General features: G+C 39.3%; 15 protein-coding genes. 6 read left to right on the plus strand and 9 right to left on the minus strand.

What is annotated here, in order from left to right; translation table 11 throughout:
• Positions 1-35: 35 nt before the first annotated feature.
• Positions 36-701: an SDR family oxidoreductase gene (locus AB4160_RS05850; RefSeq protein WP_102439803.1), complete on the plus strand. Its 666-nt coding sequence runs from the start codon at positions 36-38 to the stop codon at positions 699-701.
• A 117-nt stretch (positions 702-818) separates the two neighbouring features.
• Here AB4160_RS05850 and AB4160_RS05855 read toward each other — a convergent pair whose 3' ends face one another.
• Both AB4160_RS05855 and AB4160_RS05860 read right to left on the minus strand, forming a co-directional pair.
• The gene (locus AB4160_RS05855) at positions 819-2678 is read right to left on the minus strand and encodes an SLC13 family permease (RefSeq protein WP_372003866.1); all 1860 of its coding nucleotides are present in this window, start codon (positions 2676-2678) and stop codon (positions 819-821) included.
• Between the two features lie 61 nt (positions 2679-2739).
• Entirely contained in the window at positions 2740-2922 is a 183-nt protein-coding gene (locus AB4160_RS05860) for a hypothetical protein (protein WP_372003868.1), read from the minus strand.
• Between the two features lie 522 nt (positions 2923-3444).
• On the opposite strand from AB4160_RS05860, the gene AB4160_RS05865 reads away from it, so the two are divergent.
• The 3 genes from AB4160_RS05865 to AB4160_RS05875 all read left to right on the plus strand — a co-directional run bounded on the left by AB4160_RS05865 (position 3445) and on the right by AB4160_RS05875 (position 6023).
• Entirely contained in the window at positions 3445-4284 is an 840-nt protein-coding gene (locus AB4160_RS05865; protein WP_372003870.1) for a hypothetical protein, read from the plus strand.
• A 2-nt stretch (positions 4285-4286) separates the two neighbouring features.
• Entirely contained in the window at positions 4287-5306 is a 1020-nt protein-coding gene (locus AB4160_RS05870) for a Kelch repeat-containing protein (protein ID WP_372003872.1), read from the plus strand.
• Positions 5307-5516: 210 nt separating this feature from the next.
• Complete coding sequence (locus AB4160_RS05875; protein WP_102439808.1) at positions 5517-6023, plus strand: cupin domain-containing protein; 507 nt, start codon at positions 5517-5519, stop codon at positions 6021-6023.
• Between the two features lie 112 nt (positions 6024-6135).
• Here the strand turns inward: AB4160_RS05875 and AB4160_RS05880 are convergent, their stop codons facing one another.
• Entirely contained in the window at positions 6136-7731 is a 1596-nt protein-coding gene (locus AB4160_RS05880) for a BCCT family transporter (RefSeq protein WP_102439809.1), read from the minus strand.
• A 393-nt stretch (positions 7732-8124) separates the two neighbouring features.
• Between AB4160_RS05880 and AB4160_RS05885 the strand changes: the two genes are divergently transcribed.
• The gene (locus AB4160_RS05885; protein ID WP_372003874.1) at positions 8125-9678 is read left to right on the plus strand and encodes an AbgT family transporter; all 1554 of its coding nucleotides are present in this window, start codon (positions 8125-8127) and stop codon (positions 9676-9678) included.
• Between the two features lie 86 nt (positions 9679-9764).
• On the opposite strand, the gene AB4160_RS05890 is transcribed toward AB4160_RS05885, so the two are convergent.
• Positions 9765-11171 (minus strand): MATE family efflux transporter, encoded by a 1407-nt coding sequence (locus AB4160_RS05890; RefSeq protein ID WP_102531359.1) that lies wholly within the window; start codon positions 11169-11171, stop codon positions 9765-9767.
• Between the two features lie 150 nt (positions 11172-11321).
• Here AB4160_RS05890 and AB4160_RS05895 point away from each other — a divergent pair, with 150 nt between their 5' ends.
• On the plus strand, positions 11322-12212 hold the full coding sequence (locus AB4160_RS05895; RefSeq protein ID WP_102439812.1) for a LysR family transcriptional regulator: 891 nt from the start codon (positions 11322-11324) through the stop codon (positions 12210-12212).
• A gap of 70 nt (positions 12213-12282) precedes the next feature.
• Here the strand turns inward: AB4160_RS05895 and yfaE are convergent, their stop codons facing one another.
• From yfaE to ubiG, 5 genes are all read right to left on the minus strand, one after another.
• Positions 12283-12621 carry a class I ribonucleotide reductase maintenance protein YfaE gene (gene yfaE / locus AB4160_RS05900; protein ID WP_102476838.1) on the minus strand — a complete coding sequence of 113 codons (339 nt, stop codon included), beginning with the start codon at positions 12619-12621 and terminating at the stop codon, positions 12283-12285.
• A complete protein-coding gene (gene nrdB, locus AB4160_RS05905) occupies positions 12611-13741 on the minus strand; it encodes a class Ia ribonucleoside-diphosphate reductase subunit beta (protein ID WP_102439814.1) in 1131 nt (376 codons plus the stop codon). The genes yfaE and nrdB overlap by 11 nt, the downstream gene beginning before the upstream one ends.
• Positions 13742-13796: 55 nt before the next feature.
• Complete coding sequence (gene nrdA, locus AB4160_RS05910; RefSeq protein ID WP_102476837.1) at positions 13797-16085, minus strand: class 1a ribonucleoside-diphosphate reductase subunit alpha; 2289 nt, start codon at positions 16083-16085, stop codon at positions 13797-13799.
• 463 nt (positions 16086-16548) lie between these two features.
• Positions 16549-17217, minus strand: coding sequence for an HAD family hydrolase (locus AB4160_RS05915; RefSeq protein ID WP_102476836.1), 669 nt, complete (start codon positions 17215-17217; stop codon positions 16549-16551).
• A gap of 150 nt (positions 17218-17367) precedes the next feature.
• A complete protein-coding gene (ubiG, locus tag AB4160_RS05920; protein ID WP_102439817.1) occupies positions 17368-18093 on the minus strand; it encodes a bifunctional 2-polyprenyl-6-hydroxyphenol methylase/3-demethylubiquinol 3-O-methyltransferase UbiG in 726 nt (241 codons plus the stop codon).
• Positions 18094-18367: the final 274 nt, after the last annotated feature.

An 18367-nucleotide genomic window follows, 5' to 3' on the forward strand; every position in this document is an offset into this window, starting at 1 on the left:
TTTCAATGCAGAGCTCAGTGTTTAAGGATTATCCTATGTCAAAAAACGTTGTTATTACGGGTGCAAACCGCGGTATTGGTTTAGCACTAGCAAAACTATTCAAGCAGCAAGGTTATAAAGTGTTTGGATTATGCCGTCATACTTCTGATGAGCTCGACGATTTGGGTATTAACGTGATAACTCAAATTGATGTGGCTACCGATGAGGGGATTCATAATATGAAAACCTCACTTGCTGGTGTGTTAATTGACGTACTGGTGTGCAATGCGGGTATTTTACGTGATGAGCAGTTAGCTCATCTGAACATAGATACGATTCGCCAGCAGTTTGAAGTAAACGCACTGGCTCCGTTGCGTATTGTTGCTGCGCTACAATCACAACTAAATGTTGGTGGTAAAGTTGCGATGATAACCTCAAGAATGGGCTCTATCGAAGATAATACCTCAGGTGGTCGTTATGGTTACCGTATGTCAAAGGCTGCTTTAAATGCTGCATCAATGTCGTTAAGTCATGACTTAGCATCAAAAGAGGTTGCGGTCGGTATATATCACCCAGGTTATGTACAAACAGATATGGTAAATCATGGCGGTGATATATCAGCAACTGAATCAGCTGCGCGTATTGTAGGTTTAATAACGCAACTTGATATGAGTCAAACTGGCGTATTTAAACATTCAAACGGTCAAGTGTTGCCTTGGTAAGATTAAAGGCAAAACGTCAAAACTGATTATTAAAAAGCCCATTGCTGATCACAAGCGATATAAAATATAGCTTGTGAATGCATTATGTGGAAGCTATTAGAAATTCAGCAATGTTGATTAAAATGGCCACACCCATAGCAGCATAGGTATGCTCACTGACACCACAATAAGTTCAAGTAATAAACCCAGTCGCCAATAATCCCCAAAGCGAAACCCACCAGGACCGAGGATCAGGGTATTGTTTTGATGACCTATTGGCGTTAAAAACGCGCATGATGCCCCAATCGCTATGGCCATTAAGAATGTATCAGGGTTAACCCCAAGTTGGGCTGCAGTACTGATCCCGATCGGGCACATGACTGCTGCAGTGGCGACATTATTCATCAAATCAGATAAAAACATGGTCACAATTAACACCAATAATAATGCGCCAATGGCATGGCTCTGGGCAATATTATCCAGTAAAAACTGGGCAATTAAATCTGCGGTGCCAGTTGTGTACATAGCATTAGCAACAGGCAGTAAAGCCGCAAGTAAAACAATCACAGGCCAGTCGATTGAAGTATAAATAGAGCGGATTGGTACTAAGCCAAATAAAGTAAAGGCAAGGGCGCCTGCTACAAATGCTACCGCTGCTGGCAGTATTCCGAACGCTACAGTAATGAGGGTAATTATCATGATCAGTGACGCAGTTAGTGCATGTCCTTTTTTGGGGACGCGAATATCACGCGCCGCCAAAGGTAAGCAGCCGTACTGAGATGCAAAACCTGATACAGATTCAGGATCACCTTGAAGTAATAATACGTCACCGGCTTTTATCGGGGTAGATCGTAAACGTTTTACTGAGCGGTGGCCTTGGCGAGAAATGGCGAGTAAATTGATACCATAGCGGTTACGTAATTCAATATCGGATACCGAGCGATTAACTATTGTGGTGCCTGGCATTACGACTAGCTCCTGCATGATAATTTCTGCAGGCTTACTTGTGTCATTATCATCATCTTTAGCAGATTCTGGTGTTGATTCGTCGCCTTTTTTTTGCAGTTTAGTTTCAACCACTGCTACAGTTTGCGCTTCTTCTGTAATAGCGCTTTCTGGTTCAAGTTCTAGCCCTAGGCTAGAAAGTGCTTTAGGGATAGATTCCGGTTCGACTTCTATGATCAGGATATCACCAGTTTGTAGCACTCTATTTGGATTTGGGGCCGTGAGGTGTACCTCGCGACGGATCATGCTGATAATTTGAGCATCGGCCTCATCAAGCAATTTATCTACTTCTCGCAGATTCATTTTTTCAGCAATACTGCCAGCCACAATATTAACTTCACAGAAGTAATTACCGGTATCAAAACTGCCAGATGAAGATTGTTTGCGACTGGGTACGATATGCCAGCCAAATAAACCGACAAACACGATTCCAGCCAGAGCAATACAAACACCTACTGGCGAAAAGTCAAACATGGTAAAACTACCTAATCCGCTGGATTCACGAAATCCAGAAACGACGATATTTGTTGGCGTACCAATTAAAGTTGTCATCCCGCCTAAAATTGAACCAAATGCCAGTGGCATTAATACTTTCCCTGCAGGTAAGTCATATTTAGCAGCCATTTGAATCGCAATAGGCATTAGTAATGCAAGGGCGCCTACATTATTCATAAACCCTGATAGCAAGGCCGCCAAACTGATCAGCCCCAGTATACTCAAGGTTGGTCCCGCTTGAGCTGGTAATAAGTACTTTGCCAATATATCGACAGCACCGGAGCGTTGCAGGCCATAGCCTAATACCAGCACACCGGCCACAGTGATGACTGCTGGGTGACTGAAACTTGTAAAAGCTTCACTGCTTGGGACTAGACCTGTGAATACACAAACAAGCAAGGCAGACATAGCGACTAAGTCATGACGCCAGCGCCCCCATAAAAAAAGCGCCATAGTAACGAATAAGATTATGACAATGATAATTTGATTTGGTGACATGGTATTTGGTCTTTAGAGGATGGTTGTTGAAATGATTATTTAGACCTATCGGCTATTGAAGTCACACCACCTCGTCAATAGATTTAAATTGCGGTAAACGTGGGTCTCGCTGTTTTCTGCGGTCATAACGAACGATAGCCGATTTGTTTTTGCGGCGCTCAACATAAGATCGTTGCTCAACTATGTAATGACCATCAACTAAAACAGTTTCGGCAACCTTGGGGATGCTTTTTCTCACAGTCATGTACAACCTACAGATTTATATTCAGATTATCTAAAGCATAGGTGACACATTGTAGTTCTGCTAAGTAAGTCGCTAATTATTTAATGTTTAAAGGAGGGGTACCAATGTATAGATTGCTAATCTTGCTGAGGTTTGCCAATATTTTTTGACCACTAGAGCTTTGAAAATTCACATCTAATTAGGTGACCGCATTAAGCATAACACTCCAGTCTAAATACATTAGTTTAAGGCAATAAAGAGTAGATTTTTCAATGGTTAAATCTTGGGTGATAAAATTGTTAATAAAAAGTTGTTGAACATCGTATCGTTAAGACGTTATGGTAATGGTCATTATAACCATAACTGTTGATGGGTTGATATTTTGACAGTCAATTTGTTCACTAAAAAAACAGCTAGCATAACTTTATTCTTTCTAGCTGTACCTGCTGTTTAAGTTCGCTAACAGTCGAAAAATCAATGCTTTTGATAGAAAAAAATAACTTAATGTTTGTCTAAACATAATAAATAACCATGAGGCTCTACATGAAATACATAACTCAATCTCTCTTGTTCATCATTTCGCTATTTTTATCATTTAATGGCGCTGCCACGGAACAAAAGTTCGACATAGACAAAGACTTACTACTTTTAAACTTTGATCTTAAAACGGATGTTGATGATGTTCATACCATTGCAGCATTCGATTTATTACTGCAATCAAAGGAATATAAAAACTTGAATTACTACGCTATTAGCGGCACTTACGGCATACAAGCAGGCGCCTATGTACCGGCAAATAACCTATTCGATATGGTGTTCAAGCAAAACTGGACAGATGCACATAACGACAGACAAAACTCTATCTATAGAAGCATCAAAAAGATAAACAAAACATTATCTTTAGGTGGCAATGTTTGGATGGTAGAGGCAGGGCAAAGTGATTTTACTCAAGAAATATTAGTAGCACTTAGTGAATTCAATATCTCATTTTCCAAAGATCAAATAATCGTAGTGCAACACGCCGATTGGAATGAACAAGAAACTAGCGTGGATGCATTAAATTACGTTAAGCAAAACACCACTTACATAAGAATTGCTGACGGTAACAAAGAAGGAAACGGTACCCCAGGATTTAACAATCAATCCTACTCAAGTAAAAATCTTGAAGATACCAAGCTTTTGTCAGCAAAAGTTTGGAAACAGGCCAATGAAATATGTACAAAATATAATGGTATTAATGGGCGCTACGATAACAAGGCGATTTCAGCTGGCGGTACTGACTTTTCTGATTTAGTTGAAGTCACTTATATATTAGATATTCAAGACACACCAACGGTAGCGGCGTTTTTTACTAAGTATAACAAAACGCTTTCAGAGAAATAGCCATGAAAATTACCCATTCCCCCCTTTCTTTGGTGGCCTTGTTTGTTTCACTATTTGTTTCACTATTTGTTGTACTTAACGCAACAGCCACAACCACTTGGCAGCAAATAGCAACGTCGAACTCTTTCTCTGCACGCCACGAAGCGGGCTTTATCAAATTTGAAGATAAGGGTTATTTAATTGGTGGCAGAGGAATAAAAGCCGTTGATGAGTTTGACCCTAATTTGTTAATGTGGCACCCTTTACAAGAATCCCCCATAGAGCTACATCACTTTCAACCAAGTGTATGGAAAAACAAAATTGTTATTGCAGGGGCGTTAACTGGAGCTTATCCCGCTGAGACGCCAGTTGAAAATATTTATTATTTTTACCCCAATGAAAACAAATGGGAAAAAGGTCCTGCTATTCCACCAGCAAGGTTAAGAGGTAGTGCCGTTGCTGTTGTTAAAAACGATTCCCTTTACCTTATTGGCGGTATTACTAACGGTCACCTAGATGGCAATGTTAACTGGGTTGATCGCTATGACTTTATGACCAATACCTGGACTATTCTAAATGATGCCCCACACGCGCGAGACCATGCTCAAGCTGCGCTAATAAATAATCATATTTATGTTGCAGGGGGACGAAGAACTCTAGGCAAGCACAATCAAGTCTTTGAGTTAGTTGAAGGCAAACTTGATGTATTTAATATCGAGACTAATCAATGGCAAGTAGTGCGAAACGAATTACCAATCCCACGAGCTGGCATTGCAATATTCGCTCATCAAAATAAATTGATAGTAGTCGGGGGAGAAAGTGCCGATCCCAATAAAGCTCATGAAGAAGTTCACTTATTTGATAGCCAATCAAAACAATGGCTTAAAAAGCCTTCTTTAATTCAAGGAAGACACGGGAGTGGTGTTATCGAAGCAAATGGCTACCTATGGATTGCCTCAGGTTCTGGTATGCAGGGTGGATCACCCGAATTAAATTCAGTTGAACGTATTAAGCTCGATGCTATTTTTAATAATGATAAATAGCTTAATAATGACAATGCAATATACCTAAAATTGATAAGTTAATCTGAATCACAGATAAGAATATATGTGTCTCTGGTTATATTAATACCTGAAAATTTAACAAGTTGGTGAAGGGGCTATTGGATCAGATAAATAGGTAGCCGGCTGAGTACTTTTTTATGAAAGTGCTTAAGTTAAAGTTGGCAATTTATTTACGATAAGGAACAAGCTATGAAAAATAATCTGTCAAAAATGGCAAAAGTATCGGGATTTTACTTAATTATTTCGATATCTATAACTTTTCTGACGTCGTGTGCCTTTGTAAAAAATACAGATTCGAATGAAACTAACGCTATAAATAATGAATCAAATAGTCATATTCAATCTAGTATTGTTAACTTTGAAAACACCCATAAGACAGCTTACGATGGTAGTGATTTCTACACCTATTTTTACGGCGAAACAATAGGCACCAAGGATACAATTGTGGGTTTGGCAATTATAGAACCTAACAACGAAATTCATCCGCCTCACCAACATGCTGAAGAGGAGTATTTATACATTGTAGAAGGCTCGGGTATTTGGACGTTAAACGGCGTAGAAACACCTGCAAAAACTGGCGATGTATTGTATGTTTCCCCCTGGGACTTACACGGCATATTTAATACTGGCGATGTATCAATGAAGTTTTTTATTACTCGAGCAAGTAGTAAAGGCGTTAATGTCGAAAAACCTTAACCGGTGAAATAATAGTCAGCTTTAATGCAAAAAAAACCAGCAAATCTATTTTTAATAGTATTTTGCTGGTTTTATATTCTACTTAATGGAATTTTAATTAGAACTACAATTATTACTTAGCGTAGTTTTTCTGGTTAATATCCATTTCCGATTTCAAACCCATTGTTAAGCTTACACACATTGTCAGTAAGATAATGGTGAAAGGGAGTCCTGTGGATATAGCGCCCGCTTGAAGGGCTTGTATCGCTTCTGTACCACCAACATACAATAATACCGCTGCAATAGCGCCTTCTGTGGTTGCCCAAAAGATACGTTGTGGCACTGGTGCATCAATCTTACCTCCGGATGTAATACTGTCTATGACCAGTGAAGCCGAGTCAGATGAAGTAATAAAGAACACCATGATCAATATGATTGAAAGAATCGAAATTATCGAAGTCATTGGCATTACGTCAAAAGCCTGAAATAACGCTAGCGTGATATCTGTTAGCCCATTGGCACCTAATTCACCGACTTGATTGATGATTTGATCAATAGCATTGCCGCCAAATGTTGCCATCCAAAAAATAGTAATCGCTGTTGGTATCAATAGTACGCCAAGTAGGAATTCTTTTACTGTTCTACCGCGAGAAATACGTGCAATAAACATCCCCACACATGGTGACCAAGATATCCACCACGCCCAGTAAAATACTGTCCAGCCATGCATCCAAGCTTCGTCTTCTCGACCATGTGGATTGCTTAATGGAATAATATTTTCAATATAGCCCATGATAGTAATCGGTAAATAGGTCAGAGTGACGGAAAAAGTCATTATTATGATAAATAACAATAAAGCAAAAGCTGCCAGTAAATTAATATTGCTGAGAACTTTAACGCCGCCGTGCATACCGCGAATCACTGAAAATATGGCTAATGAAGTAACAAATGCAACAATAATAAGTTGAGTTGAAATGCCATTACTGATCCCAAATACATGACTTATACCACTGGCAGCTTGTTGAGCGCCCAAGCCTAGTGATGTTGCTAAACCAAACAGAGTGGCAAGCACTGCCAATATATCAATGATATGACCAAACCAACCCCAAGTTCTATCACCTAAAATAGGGTAGAACGCAGAGCGCATAGACAGGGGTAAGCCTTTATTGAATGTGAAGAAGGCCATTGATAATGCTACTACCGCATATATTGCCCATGGGTGTAGACCCCAATGGAACATGGTAGCACCTAGAGAAGCTTTAATGGCTTCATCAGTAAATGGCTCGACACCACCGGGCGTTTCAAACCAACCAGTATAATGAGCTGCAGGTTCTGCTAAGCCCCAAAACATCAGCCCAATGCCCATTCCTGCTGCAAATAGCATCGCCATCCATGAAAATATGGAATATTCGGGTACTGCGTCATTGCCACCAAGGCGGATTTTTCTAAAGGGAGAAATAATTAAGGCGATACAAAATAGTAAGAAAAAGTTTGCAGACCACATGAAAAGCACATCAAAATTATTGATTATTTTCCATTTAACGCCATCGAGTGCTGCTTTTGCAGTGCTTGCATCGACTGAAAGTAATGCAATTAGAAAAACAGCGATTAAGCCTGCACTGATACCAAAAACAGGATTGTGGATATCAAAACCCCATTTCTGGATATTATCTTGTCCCACTTCGTAGTCAGTATTATTAATACTGTATTTGTCTTTTGATTGACTCATGTGCCCTCAACAACTCATTTTATAGTAACTATTTTTATTAAAGGTTAACAGATTTAGACCCTGAGTGATGAGTGTTTTTATAATAAAAAATACCGCAAGTTACTGATGTTAATGGGTTGTTTGTTATGTTGCCACCTTGGGTTTGTCTGTTTTTTTTTAGTAGTGCTGTAATTGTCAATATATCTAAACTGCGGAATAAAGTTCTGAATATTGTGTTTGATGCTTTTTTTATAAGCATTGTGGCTCTTTTTTTAAGTTTGCTTAAAGGTTGGTTTAATAAACTGAAAAATACAAAAATTCAAAAATAGATATAACCTCTATCCACTAGCGATAAATGTTGATGGCATTTATGCTTTGCTAATGGATTAAGGTATCAATGAAGGTAGGGCTAAAATGACAACTACAAGTGAGTCTTCAGAAAAAGCACCCGGCTTTTTAGGAAGAGCATTAGATGGTATTGAGCGAGTGGGTAATAAATTACCAGATCCTGCAATGCTATTCTTAATTTTGATGTTTGCAGTATGGGGAATTTCAGCTTTATTGTCTGGGGTAAGTTTTGAGGCAATTGATCCAAGAACCGATAGTCCAATCGTGGTTAATAATTTGCTTAGCGCTGAAGCATTAACGCACTTTTTAACCTCTATGGTGTCTACCTTTACCGCGTTTGCCCCATTAGGGGTGGTCCTTGTTGCCATGTTAGGTGTCGGCGTTGCAGAGCAATCGGGTTTTATCAATACCGCGCTGAAGCAAATGCTTAAAATCACTCCCGCTAAATTTTTAACGCCAGCGGTCGTGTTAGTGGGCATTATTTCACATACTGCAACAGATGCAGGTTACGTGGTGGTTATCCCACTTGCTGGGGTAATATTTTATACTGTTGGTCGCCATCCATTAGCTGGTATTGCCGCGGCGTTTGCAGGGGTATCAGGCGGTTTTTGCGCCAACTTTATTCCCTCAGGAATTGACCCACTATTACAAAGCTTTACTCAGTCGGCAGCGCAAATTGTCGATCCTGATATTCAAGTCAACCCACTCAATAATTGGTTCTTTGCAGCTTCATCATGTATCCCAATTACCTTAACAATTTGGTATTTAACCGATAAAATTCTTGAGCCAAGACTTAATCGTAGCCATAAAGTAAAGCGTGAAGAAGTAGATTTACCAGCAATGGAAGAGGTTACTTCTAAAGAAATAAATGCATTTAGAGTGGCATCGGCGGTGATGTTGGCCGCGATAGTTGGCTTTTTCTCATTAACTATTCCTGAAACATCAACCTTACGCGATGCTAGTGGTTCGTTAACCAGTTTTAGTGCGCCATTGATGCAATCAATTGTGCCGTTAATCTTTATCTTCTTTGTATTGCCAGGTTTGGTTTATGGCTTTATGACTGGCACCTTTAAAAGTTCAGCCGATGTGGTGCAGGCGATGTCAAAATCAATGAGTGGCATGGCGCACTATATTGTAATGGCGTTTTTCTGTGCCCAGTTTGTCGCTGCATTTTCAGCGTCAAACCTTGGTGCGTTAATTGCGGTAGAAGGCGCAGGCGGCTTAAAAGCCATGAACTTGCCTGCTGAAGTTACCGTTATTGGCATGGTAATTTTAGTTGGTTTCGTTAACCTATTTGTTGGTTCATCGTCGGCTAAATGGGCACTGATTGGGCCGGTACTGGTTCCTATGTTGATGCAGCTCAATATTAGCCCAGATTTATCCCAAGCCGCTTACCGAGTGGGCGATTCAAGCTCTAATATCATTACCCCATTGATGCCATACTTCCCGTTGGTGGTAGTTTACTGTCAACGTTATGTGAAAGGCATAGGCATTGGTACGTTAATTTCTATGATGCTGCCATTTAGCTTGGCATTGTTGTCTATTTGGAGCGCTTGGTTATTAATCTATTGGTCAATTGGTTTCCCATTAGGCCTTGGTGCAAGTTACACCTACGGTTAACCCCTTAATGATTTAGGCCTACAGTCTACAATCGAATAAACTAAAAAGGACTGCATTTGCAGTCCTTTTGTATATTTGCACAGCGCTTACGCGTGCACACTCGTTGTTTGGGGACTTTGCTGTACTACCGCTACAGGCTGGTGTTGTTCGTCGATCTTTTTAATGCGTTTTAGTTCATTAAATACCATCGGCATCAGTAAAAGACATAAGCTTATATTGGAAAGTGGCACAGCCAGCCAAATACCATTGACCCCAATCATCAACGGCAAAAGCATCAAAAATGGAAGTTGGATCAGCATATTACTTATCGAAATGGTTAAGGATTTACGGCCTTGATTAACGGCCATAAAATACACTGTGGCCACAAAGATAATACCGTCCAAGATTAACGCAAACAGATGTAATCGAATTCCGATTAAAGCTTCAGCCATTAATGCGCCATCGCCATGACTGAACAGCTGCAGCACATTGCTAGGAAACAAGTTTAATACTACAACCAATAACAGTGCGAAAATACAAACGACTTTTGTCGCAAGAATCACCGTTGTTTTGATGTTGGCTATTTGTTTTTTGCCGTAATAATAACTTACCGGTGGCTGCATACCCCCAGCAATCCCTTCTGCTATGAGATAAAACATTGTGGCGATGTAGCCGATAATCGCGAAGGCGGCGACATGTACAGCCGAGCCGTAAACCATGAATGAGTAGTTATGTAAGGCAATAATAAAGCTAAAATACATGAACATAAACAAACTGGATAAGCCCAATGCCATTATAGAACCCATAGTCTTAACGTTAATGACATTCAAAGAAAATTGTAATTTAGTATTCGATTTACTCGACATAAAATAACAGCCGCCTAATATCACGACTAAGGTTTGAGAAATCATGGTAGCCAACGCAGCACCATGCAAGCCCATTGGGTAAAGGACAATCAGCAGGTAATCCAATATGATATTTACACAGGCACCTAGCACCATAAGTTGTGTCGCGATAGCCGGGTTTTCATCATTACGAATTAACAGTGGTATTGCAGTAGCCGCGGTTGTAAAAAATGCGCCATAAACAAAAACGTCTATATAGGCCATTGCCATAGATAAGTTCTCACCTTCAGCTTTTTGTAATAACAATAAGTCTTTAGCAAAAAATTGAATGAACAGCGCAGCCATTATGCTAAAGCCAATGAGCAGGGCGATGGCATTATTTAAAATGCGTTTTGATTTTATAGGGTTATTCTCGCCACGGCTTATCGATAATAAGCTGCCTGCACCCATGCCTATCATCATGCCAACACCAATAATACCGCTGATAATTGGCCAAGCGAGGTTGATCCCAGCAAGCCCCTCGAAACCAATGTAATGGCCAACGAAGATACCGTCGATGATTTGATATAAGCCACTGACTAGCATTGCGCTAATCGATGGAATGGCATATTTCCAATAATGTTGCTTCACATTATTAGGATTAACTTTTTGAGATATGATTAACGACATTTTTTTAAGGCTTTTTGAGATATGATTAACGACATTTTTTTAAGGCTTGTTGAGAATGAAGCATCATTATCGCACCATATAAGATAGACTAAAGTTGGTTACTATCCGCTAAACGGATAGATTGTTAATGATTCAATTAAGAGTATGAATATGAATTGGTCTATAGAGCAATTACAAGCATTTGTTACTGCCGTGAATTTAGGTTCATTTTCTGCTGCTGCCCGTTCTTTAGGAAAAGCGCAGTCAAGGATAAGCAGTGCTATAGCTAACTTGGAAATTGATTTAGGTTTTAAATTATTTGATAGATCTGGGCGTTTACCTGTGCTGACAGAGCAGGGCGAACAAATGTATATTGAAGCCAATGCCGTTATAGCACAATGTGAGCGTTTAAATGCTAGAGCTATGTCGGTAATGACTGATGATGAATTGTCGCTAACAATCGCTATTGACGAAGCTGTACCTATCTCTATTTTCGAAGATTTCTTTGATAAAACCGCTCACCAATTTCCATTATTAAAACTGACTATCTTAAATGGAACCCGAGACGATATTGCACAGTGGGTTGAAATAGGAAAGGCTGATTTAGGTATTTTGTTCTTGGGTGAACAACTGAGTGACAGTTTAGAGTTCTTTACCATTGATAGTTTTCACCAATCTCTAATTGTTGCACCGAAACATCCGTTAGCGTCAATACCAGTGCCAAATATTTCACAGTTAAACATGTATAAACAATTTGTTATTTGTGACTTAGAAACCACAGGTAAACCTATTTCAGCTAATTGTTGGCACGTGGACAGCTATTATTATATTACTTCTCTCGTTGCCCGTGGTTTAGGTTGGGCCTTAGTACCGGAGCATATTGCCCATTCAGATTGGTATACAGGCGAGATAATTGAGTTAAGCTGTTATCACATATCGGATTCACTCACCATTGAAATGGGATTAGTGAAGCGACGGGATAAAGGTGCGGGACACATAATGAACTGGATGTTTGGTGAGGTGGAAAAAATGTTCATCGCAGCTAAAAAAGAAAGAATATAATTCAATTTTTATGTCTATCAAAGATGCTATTACTAAAAGTCAGGTCATGACTTAGCGTTAATTAGTGATATTACTCAGTCACTAATAAATGTCTGCGTTGTTGAACGTAAATATTACTGGGTTCATCTGTGGTGAGATCTAAATCAATATTGCTATCGGGTACGCAGCAACATGGCAGGCATTCATCAGCTTCTAACTCAACAAGTGGCTCAGTGATATAGCTCACCTTACCACTAATGATTTTGGTTTTACAGGCACCACAAAAACCACGTCGACATTCAGAGAAGACGTTGACTTTTTTTATTTCTAATACTTCTAAAAGCGTGTGTTGCTGTTGATTAAACAGCAACACAGGTTCCCCATTTAAGCTAACAATGGGGGCTTTTTTTAAATGTCTATTATAGGTCAAAATCTAAAAACTCATCGCTATCAACAGCTGAATCAATTTGTCCTACTAAGTAAGAAGAGACTTCTACTTCTTGTGGGGCAACTTGTACCGCATCACTTTCAAGCCAGTTTTTCATCCAAGGAAGTGGATTAGTTTGCTCAGCATAAGGCTGTTTTAAATTAACCGCTTTCATGCGCTGGTTAGTAATATATTCAACGTACTGACATAAAATCTGTTCATTTAAGCCAATCATTGAACCGTCTTTAAATAAGTACTGTGCCCACTGCTTTTCTTGTTCTGCAGCTTTATAAAAGATGTCATAGGCTTCTTGCTCACATTCAGCCGCAATTTCACCCATTTCAGGATCGTCTTTTCCACCTTGCATAATATTTAAAATATGCTGAGTACTATTAAGGTGTAATGCTTCATCACGGGCAATCAAACGAATAATTTTTGCATTGCCTTCCATTAAGTTACGTTCAGCAAAAGCAAATGAACATGCAAAGCTAACATAAAAACGAATTGCTTCTAATGCGTTGACTGACATCATGCATAAATACAATGATTTTTTAAGAATACGGCTATTAACGGTAATTTCTTTACCGTTGATGAGGTGCGTGCCTTGTCCGTGTAGATTCATCACTTGGGTTAATTCAATCAAGTCATCATAATATTGAGCGATATCACCGGCCCGTTTTAAGATTTCTTGGTTGACGACGATGTCATCAAAAACTACTGAAGGATCATTAACAATATTACGAATAATATGGGTATATGAACGAGAGTGAATAGTTTCAGAGAAAGACCAAGTTTCAATCCAAGTTTCAAGCTCAGGTAACGACACTAATGGCAATAATGCTACGTTTGGTGAGCGGCCTTGAATTGAATCAAGTAAGGTTTGGTATTTGAGGTTTGAGATAAAAATATGCTTTTCATGCTCAGGTAAACTTTGATAATCGATTTTATCTTTACTTACATCTACTTCTTCCGGACGCCAGAAAAAGGATAATTGTTTTTCAATTAACTTTTCGAACACTTCATATTTTTGTTGATCGTAACGTGCAACGTTAACGGGTTGTCCCATGAACATAGGTTCATACATTGGGTTGTTCGGAGTTTGACAGAAAGTAGAGTAAGCCATTTTTATATCCCAAAAAAGCGGGGAAAACTCCCCGCGTTGATATGCTAATTAGTGATTAAATCTTACAAGCGCCGCTTGCACAACCATCGTCTTCTTTTTCAACGACAGTGATGTCATCAAACTGATCCGATGCACCATCACGGGTGTTGTGATAGTAAAGGGTCTTAACCCCAAGCTTATAAGCGGTGAGCAAATCTTTCAGTAAGGTTTGCATAGGCACTTTTTGATTATCAAATCGTGTCGGGTCGTAATTGGTATTTGATGAGATTGCTTGGTCCACAAACTTCTGCATCAAAGCGACTAACTGTAAGTAACCCTCATTATTTGGCATATTCCAAAGTAATTCATACTTATCTTTAAGTTCATCAAAGTCAGGTACAACTTGCTTTAATTGACCATCTTTACTGGCTTTAACACTGATCAGGCCACGTGGTGGTTCAATGCCATTGGTTGCATTAGAAATTTGCGATGATGTTTCAGACGGCATTAATGCCGAAAGAGTGGAGTTACGCAGGCCGTGCTGTTTAATATCGGCACGTAAACCTTCCCAATCCATGTGTAATGGCTCGTCACAAATTTTATCCAAGTCACGTTTATAGGTATCAATGGGTAAAATACCTTGAGCGTACGTTGTTTCATTGAACAAAGGACATGCGCCTTGCTCTTTTGCTAAATTGTTTGATGCTTTCAATAAGTAAAATTGAATTGCTTCAAAGGTTTTATGGGTCAAGTTATTACCTGAGCCATCAGAATATTTCATGCCATTCTTAGCAAGGTAATTAGCGAAGTTAATCACACCTATGCCTAGAGTACGACGATTCATAGAACCAAGTTGCGCTGAAATGATTGGGTAATCTTGATAATCAAGCAAGTTATCTAATGCACGTACTGCTAAGTCAGCTAATGGTTCTAGCTCTGATAAATCTTTGATAGCACCAAGGTTTAATGCTGATAATGTACAAAGGGCAATCTCACCATTTGGATCATCAATATTCTTCAACGGTTTAGTTGGCAAGGCGATTTCTAAACAAAGGTTTGATTGCTTAATTGGCGCAACTTGCGGATCAAATGGGCTGTGAGTATTGCAGTGATCAACATTTTGAATGTAGATTCGGCCTGTTGATGCACGCTCTTGCATCATCAATGAAAATAATTCAACTGCTTTAATCTCTTTACGACGAATGCTTAAGTCAGCTTCATACTGAAGGTATAGACGTTCAAATTCGTCTTGATCAGCGAAGAAAGCGTCGTATAAACCTGGCACATCAGATGGGCTGAATAGGCTGATGTTTTGACCTTTGATTAAACGTTGGTACATCAATTTGTTTAGCTGTACACCGTAATCAAGATGGCGAACACGGTTGTCTTCAACACCACGGTTATTTTTAAGTACCAGTAACGATTCAACTTCTAAATGCCATAACGGGTAGAATAGGGTAGCTGCACCACCACGTACGCCGCCTTGAGAGCACGATTTAACCGCTGTTTGAAAGTATTTGTAAAATGGTAAGCAACCGGTATGGAATGCTTCACCACCGCGAATAGGGCTACCTAATGCACGGATACGACCGGCATTGATCCCAATACCTGCGCGTTGACTAACGTATTTTACAATTGAAGATGCGGTCGCATTGATAGAGTCAAGGCTGTCGTCACATTCAATTAAAACACATGAGCTAAATTGACGTGTCGGAGTACGTACACCTGCCATGATTGGGGTTGGTAAAGAAATCTTAAATGTTGAAGCCGCGTCATAAAAACGTTTGATGTAATCTAAACGGGTGTCTTTTGGGTAACGCGCAAATAAACAAGCTGCCACTAAAATATACAGGAACTGAGCACTTTCATAAATTTCGTTAGTGACGCGGTTTTGAACTAGGTATTTGCCTTCAAGCTGTTTAACTGCAGCATAAGAAAAGTTCATATCGCGCCAGTGGTCAATATAACCATCTAAAATGGTTAATTCTTCTGACGTGTAATCTTCTAAAATATGCTTATCGTATTTGCCAAGTTCAACCAAGCGAGTGACTTGATCAACTAACTTCGGTGGCTCAAATTGGCCAAAAGCTTTTTTACGTAAATGAAAAACAGCAAGTCTTGCAGCGAGGAATTGATAATCAGGCGCTTCTGGTGAGATTAAGTCTGCTGCTGCTTTAATAATGGTTTCGTGGATTGCTTCAGTTGGAATACCGTCAAAGAATTGTAGATGAGAACGTAATTCAACTTCTGAGACTGAAACGTTTTTCAATCCTTTAGCTGCCCACTCGATAACGCGATGAATTTTGTCTAAATCGATTGTTTCGCGTTCGCCACTGCGTTTTGTGACTGTCATATTGCTGTTCATTAAAAAAGCCTTGATTGTAAAATAGTTTGCGTGATTTAAATTTTGGATCTTTTTTAATCGTCTCGTTTACGATCGCCATTAAATCACAATACGTTCCCTTGTAAGTTGATCATCCATAAGCACTAACAACGTAATATATCCAAGAAATACGAGTGTTATTTGAAGACCCAAAGCAGAAAAAGCCTTGTGTCTTGTTCTGATGTCACACACAAGATATGGTGTTTAATTAAAACTTACATACAAGATAGTGAGGTTTGGGGCGATTTGCAAGCAGCAATTTAGTGAATAAGTTGTGGATATCTTATGTATAGTGGCCAATGTTAGTGAAGGCTAACCTGCTAGGTCAAAATACACGATATTTTGTTGGTTAAGATTAATATTTAGCCGAAAAAAAACGTGAGCTCGATCGCTACAATATTCGGCGATCGATTGTTTTGTTAACAAAATTATTTGCTATTTATATTTAAGATTTGTTAAGGAAAGCCTGATGTAAGTCGGCAACCTTGCTGAACTGAAAATCACTCGGCCATTCATTGGGTTTATCTTGCTCTGACAAATAACCCCATAATGCGATAGCGCCTTTCATCCCAGCATTACGGGCGGCAATTAAATCCCTTTCAGCATCACCTATATATAGGATGTCCTGTGGCAGGCAATTAATTTGCTGGGCAGCAAGTAACATTGGCGCGGTATGTGGTTTGGAGTGCTGGGTGGAGTCACCACTGATAATCGCAGTGAGTTTGTGCTCGATGTTTAAGGCCTTAACCAATGGCCGAGTAAAACGGGCTTGTTTATTAGTAACAACACCATAAGGGATGTCACGTTGCTCTAATAACAACAGAAAATCATCAAAACCGCTAAATAATGATGCTTTTTCACCATTGACCCGTTGGTAATGCACTAACAAAGCTTGCTGAACTTCGATTTGTAACTCATGGGAAAGCTCAGGTATACCGGCTTTTACAAGCGCCAAACTACCATGGGAGGCAGCAGAGCGTAAGTTATCAATACTTTTACTAGCGATACCGCGCTCTTGCAAACTTAAATTTAATGCATGGACAAGATCTGGGGCTGTATCAGCTAATGTACCGTCTAAATCAAAGAGTACACCTTTAATCTTGTTCATAGTTATCCTAAGCGTGCTGAAGTTATTAGCGATTACTTAATCCGATTATGAATTAAGTGAAGGATTAAAGTAGTAATGTCATTGATTCACTGCAGTATTACTACTTTAATATTGTTCTACTATTTATGGCTGGCTATTAAAGATGACGATGTGATACTAATCAGCTTTTTGGGTGGCGATCATATAATTAACGTCAACTTTATTCGTGTACTTATATACACCCGTTAAAGGATTAAAGCTTATCCCAAGAGCATCACGGCAATGAAGCTCTGTTTGGTCAACCAAATTGATTAACTCAGACGGTTTAATGAACTTACTGTGGTCATGCGTGCCAACTGGCAGCATCTTTAAAACATATTCAGCGCCAACAATTGCTTGAATATATGACATCAGGTTACGGTTAATGGTTGAAAAGAACACATAACCGTTAGGTTTAATCATATCGCAGCATGCTTTAATCACTGATAATGGGTCAGGGACGTGCTCTAACATCTCCATGCATGTGACCACATCATAATAGCCTTGATGTTGCTGTGCATGTTCTTCTGCGGTCATGGTTTGATATTGGATATCGATGCCAGTTTCTAATGCATGCAGTTTAGCCACTTCAATTTGCGCTTCACCCATGTCTAAACCTGTTACATTGGCACCAATTTTAGCCATGCTTTCTGACAAAATACCACCACCACAACCGATATCTAATACTTGCTTACCAAAAATACCACCACTGGTTTGATCGATATAATTAAGGCGTAATGGGTTAAGTTGATGCAAAGGCTTGAAACTGCCATTAGGATCCCACCAAGACTGGGCCATTTGGGCAAATTTTTCTATTTCTTGATGATCTACATTTTGCGGCGTGGTTTGTTCTTGGTTAGACATGTCGAGAACCCATTAATTATTAGTATTTATTGCAGGTATTATAACCATTGGATTGAATAAACATAGTGAGATGAAGCAAGATTTCACTTTGGTTGACGGAATATTGCTCAATGTCTGCCCATAAAAACGACATCAGTATTTTATGGGGCAATTTATCAAAATGAAATACGCAAATAATGTAATAGAGATAGTTGAATTTAAAGATTTTTTGACAGCTTTTATCCTCGCGTTAATATTTCCTTGTTCTAGGGTCTAGCCTCTTTAAATATCTGTG

It is taken from the genome of Shewanella sp. 10N.286.51.B8 (genome assembly GCF_041469325.1).
Taxonomy (GTDB): domain Bacteria; phylum Pseudomonadota; class Gammaproteobacteria; order Enterobacterales; family Shewanellaceae; genus Shewanella.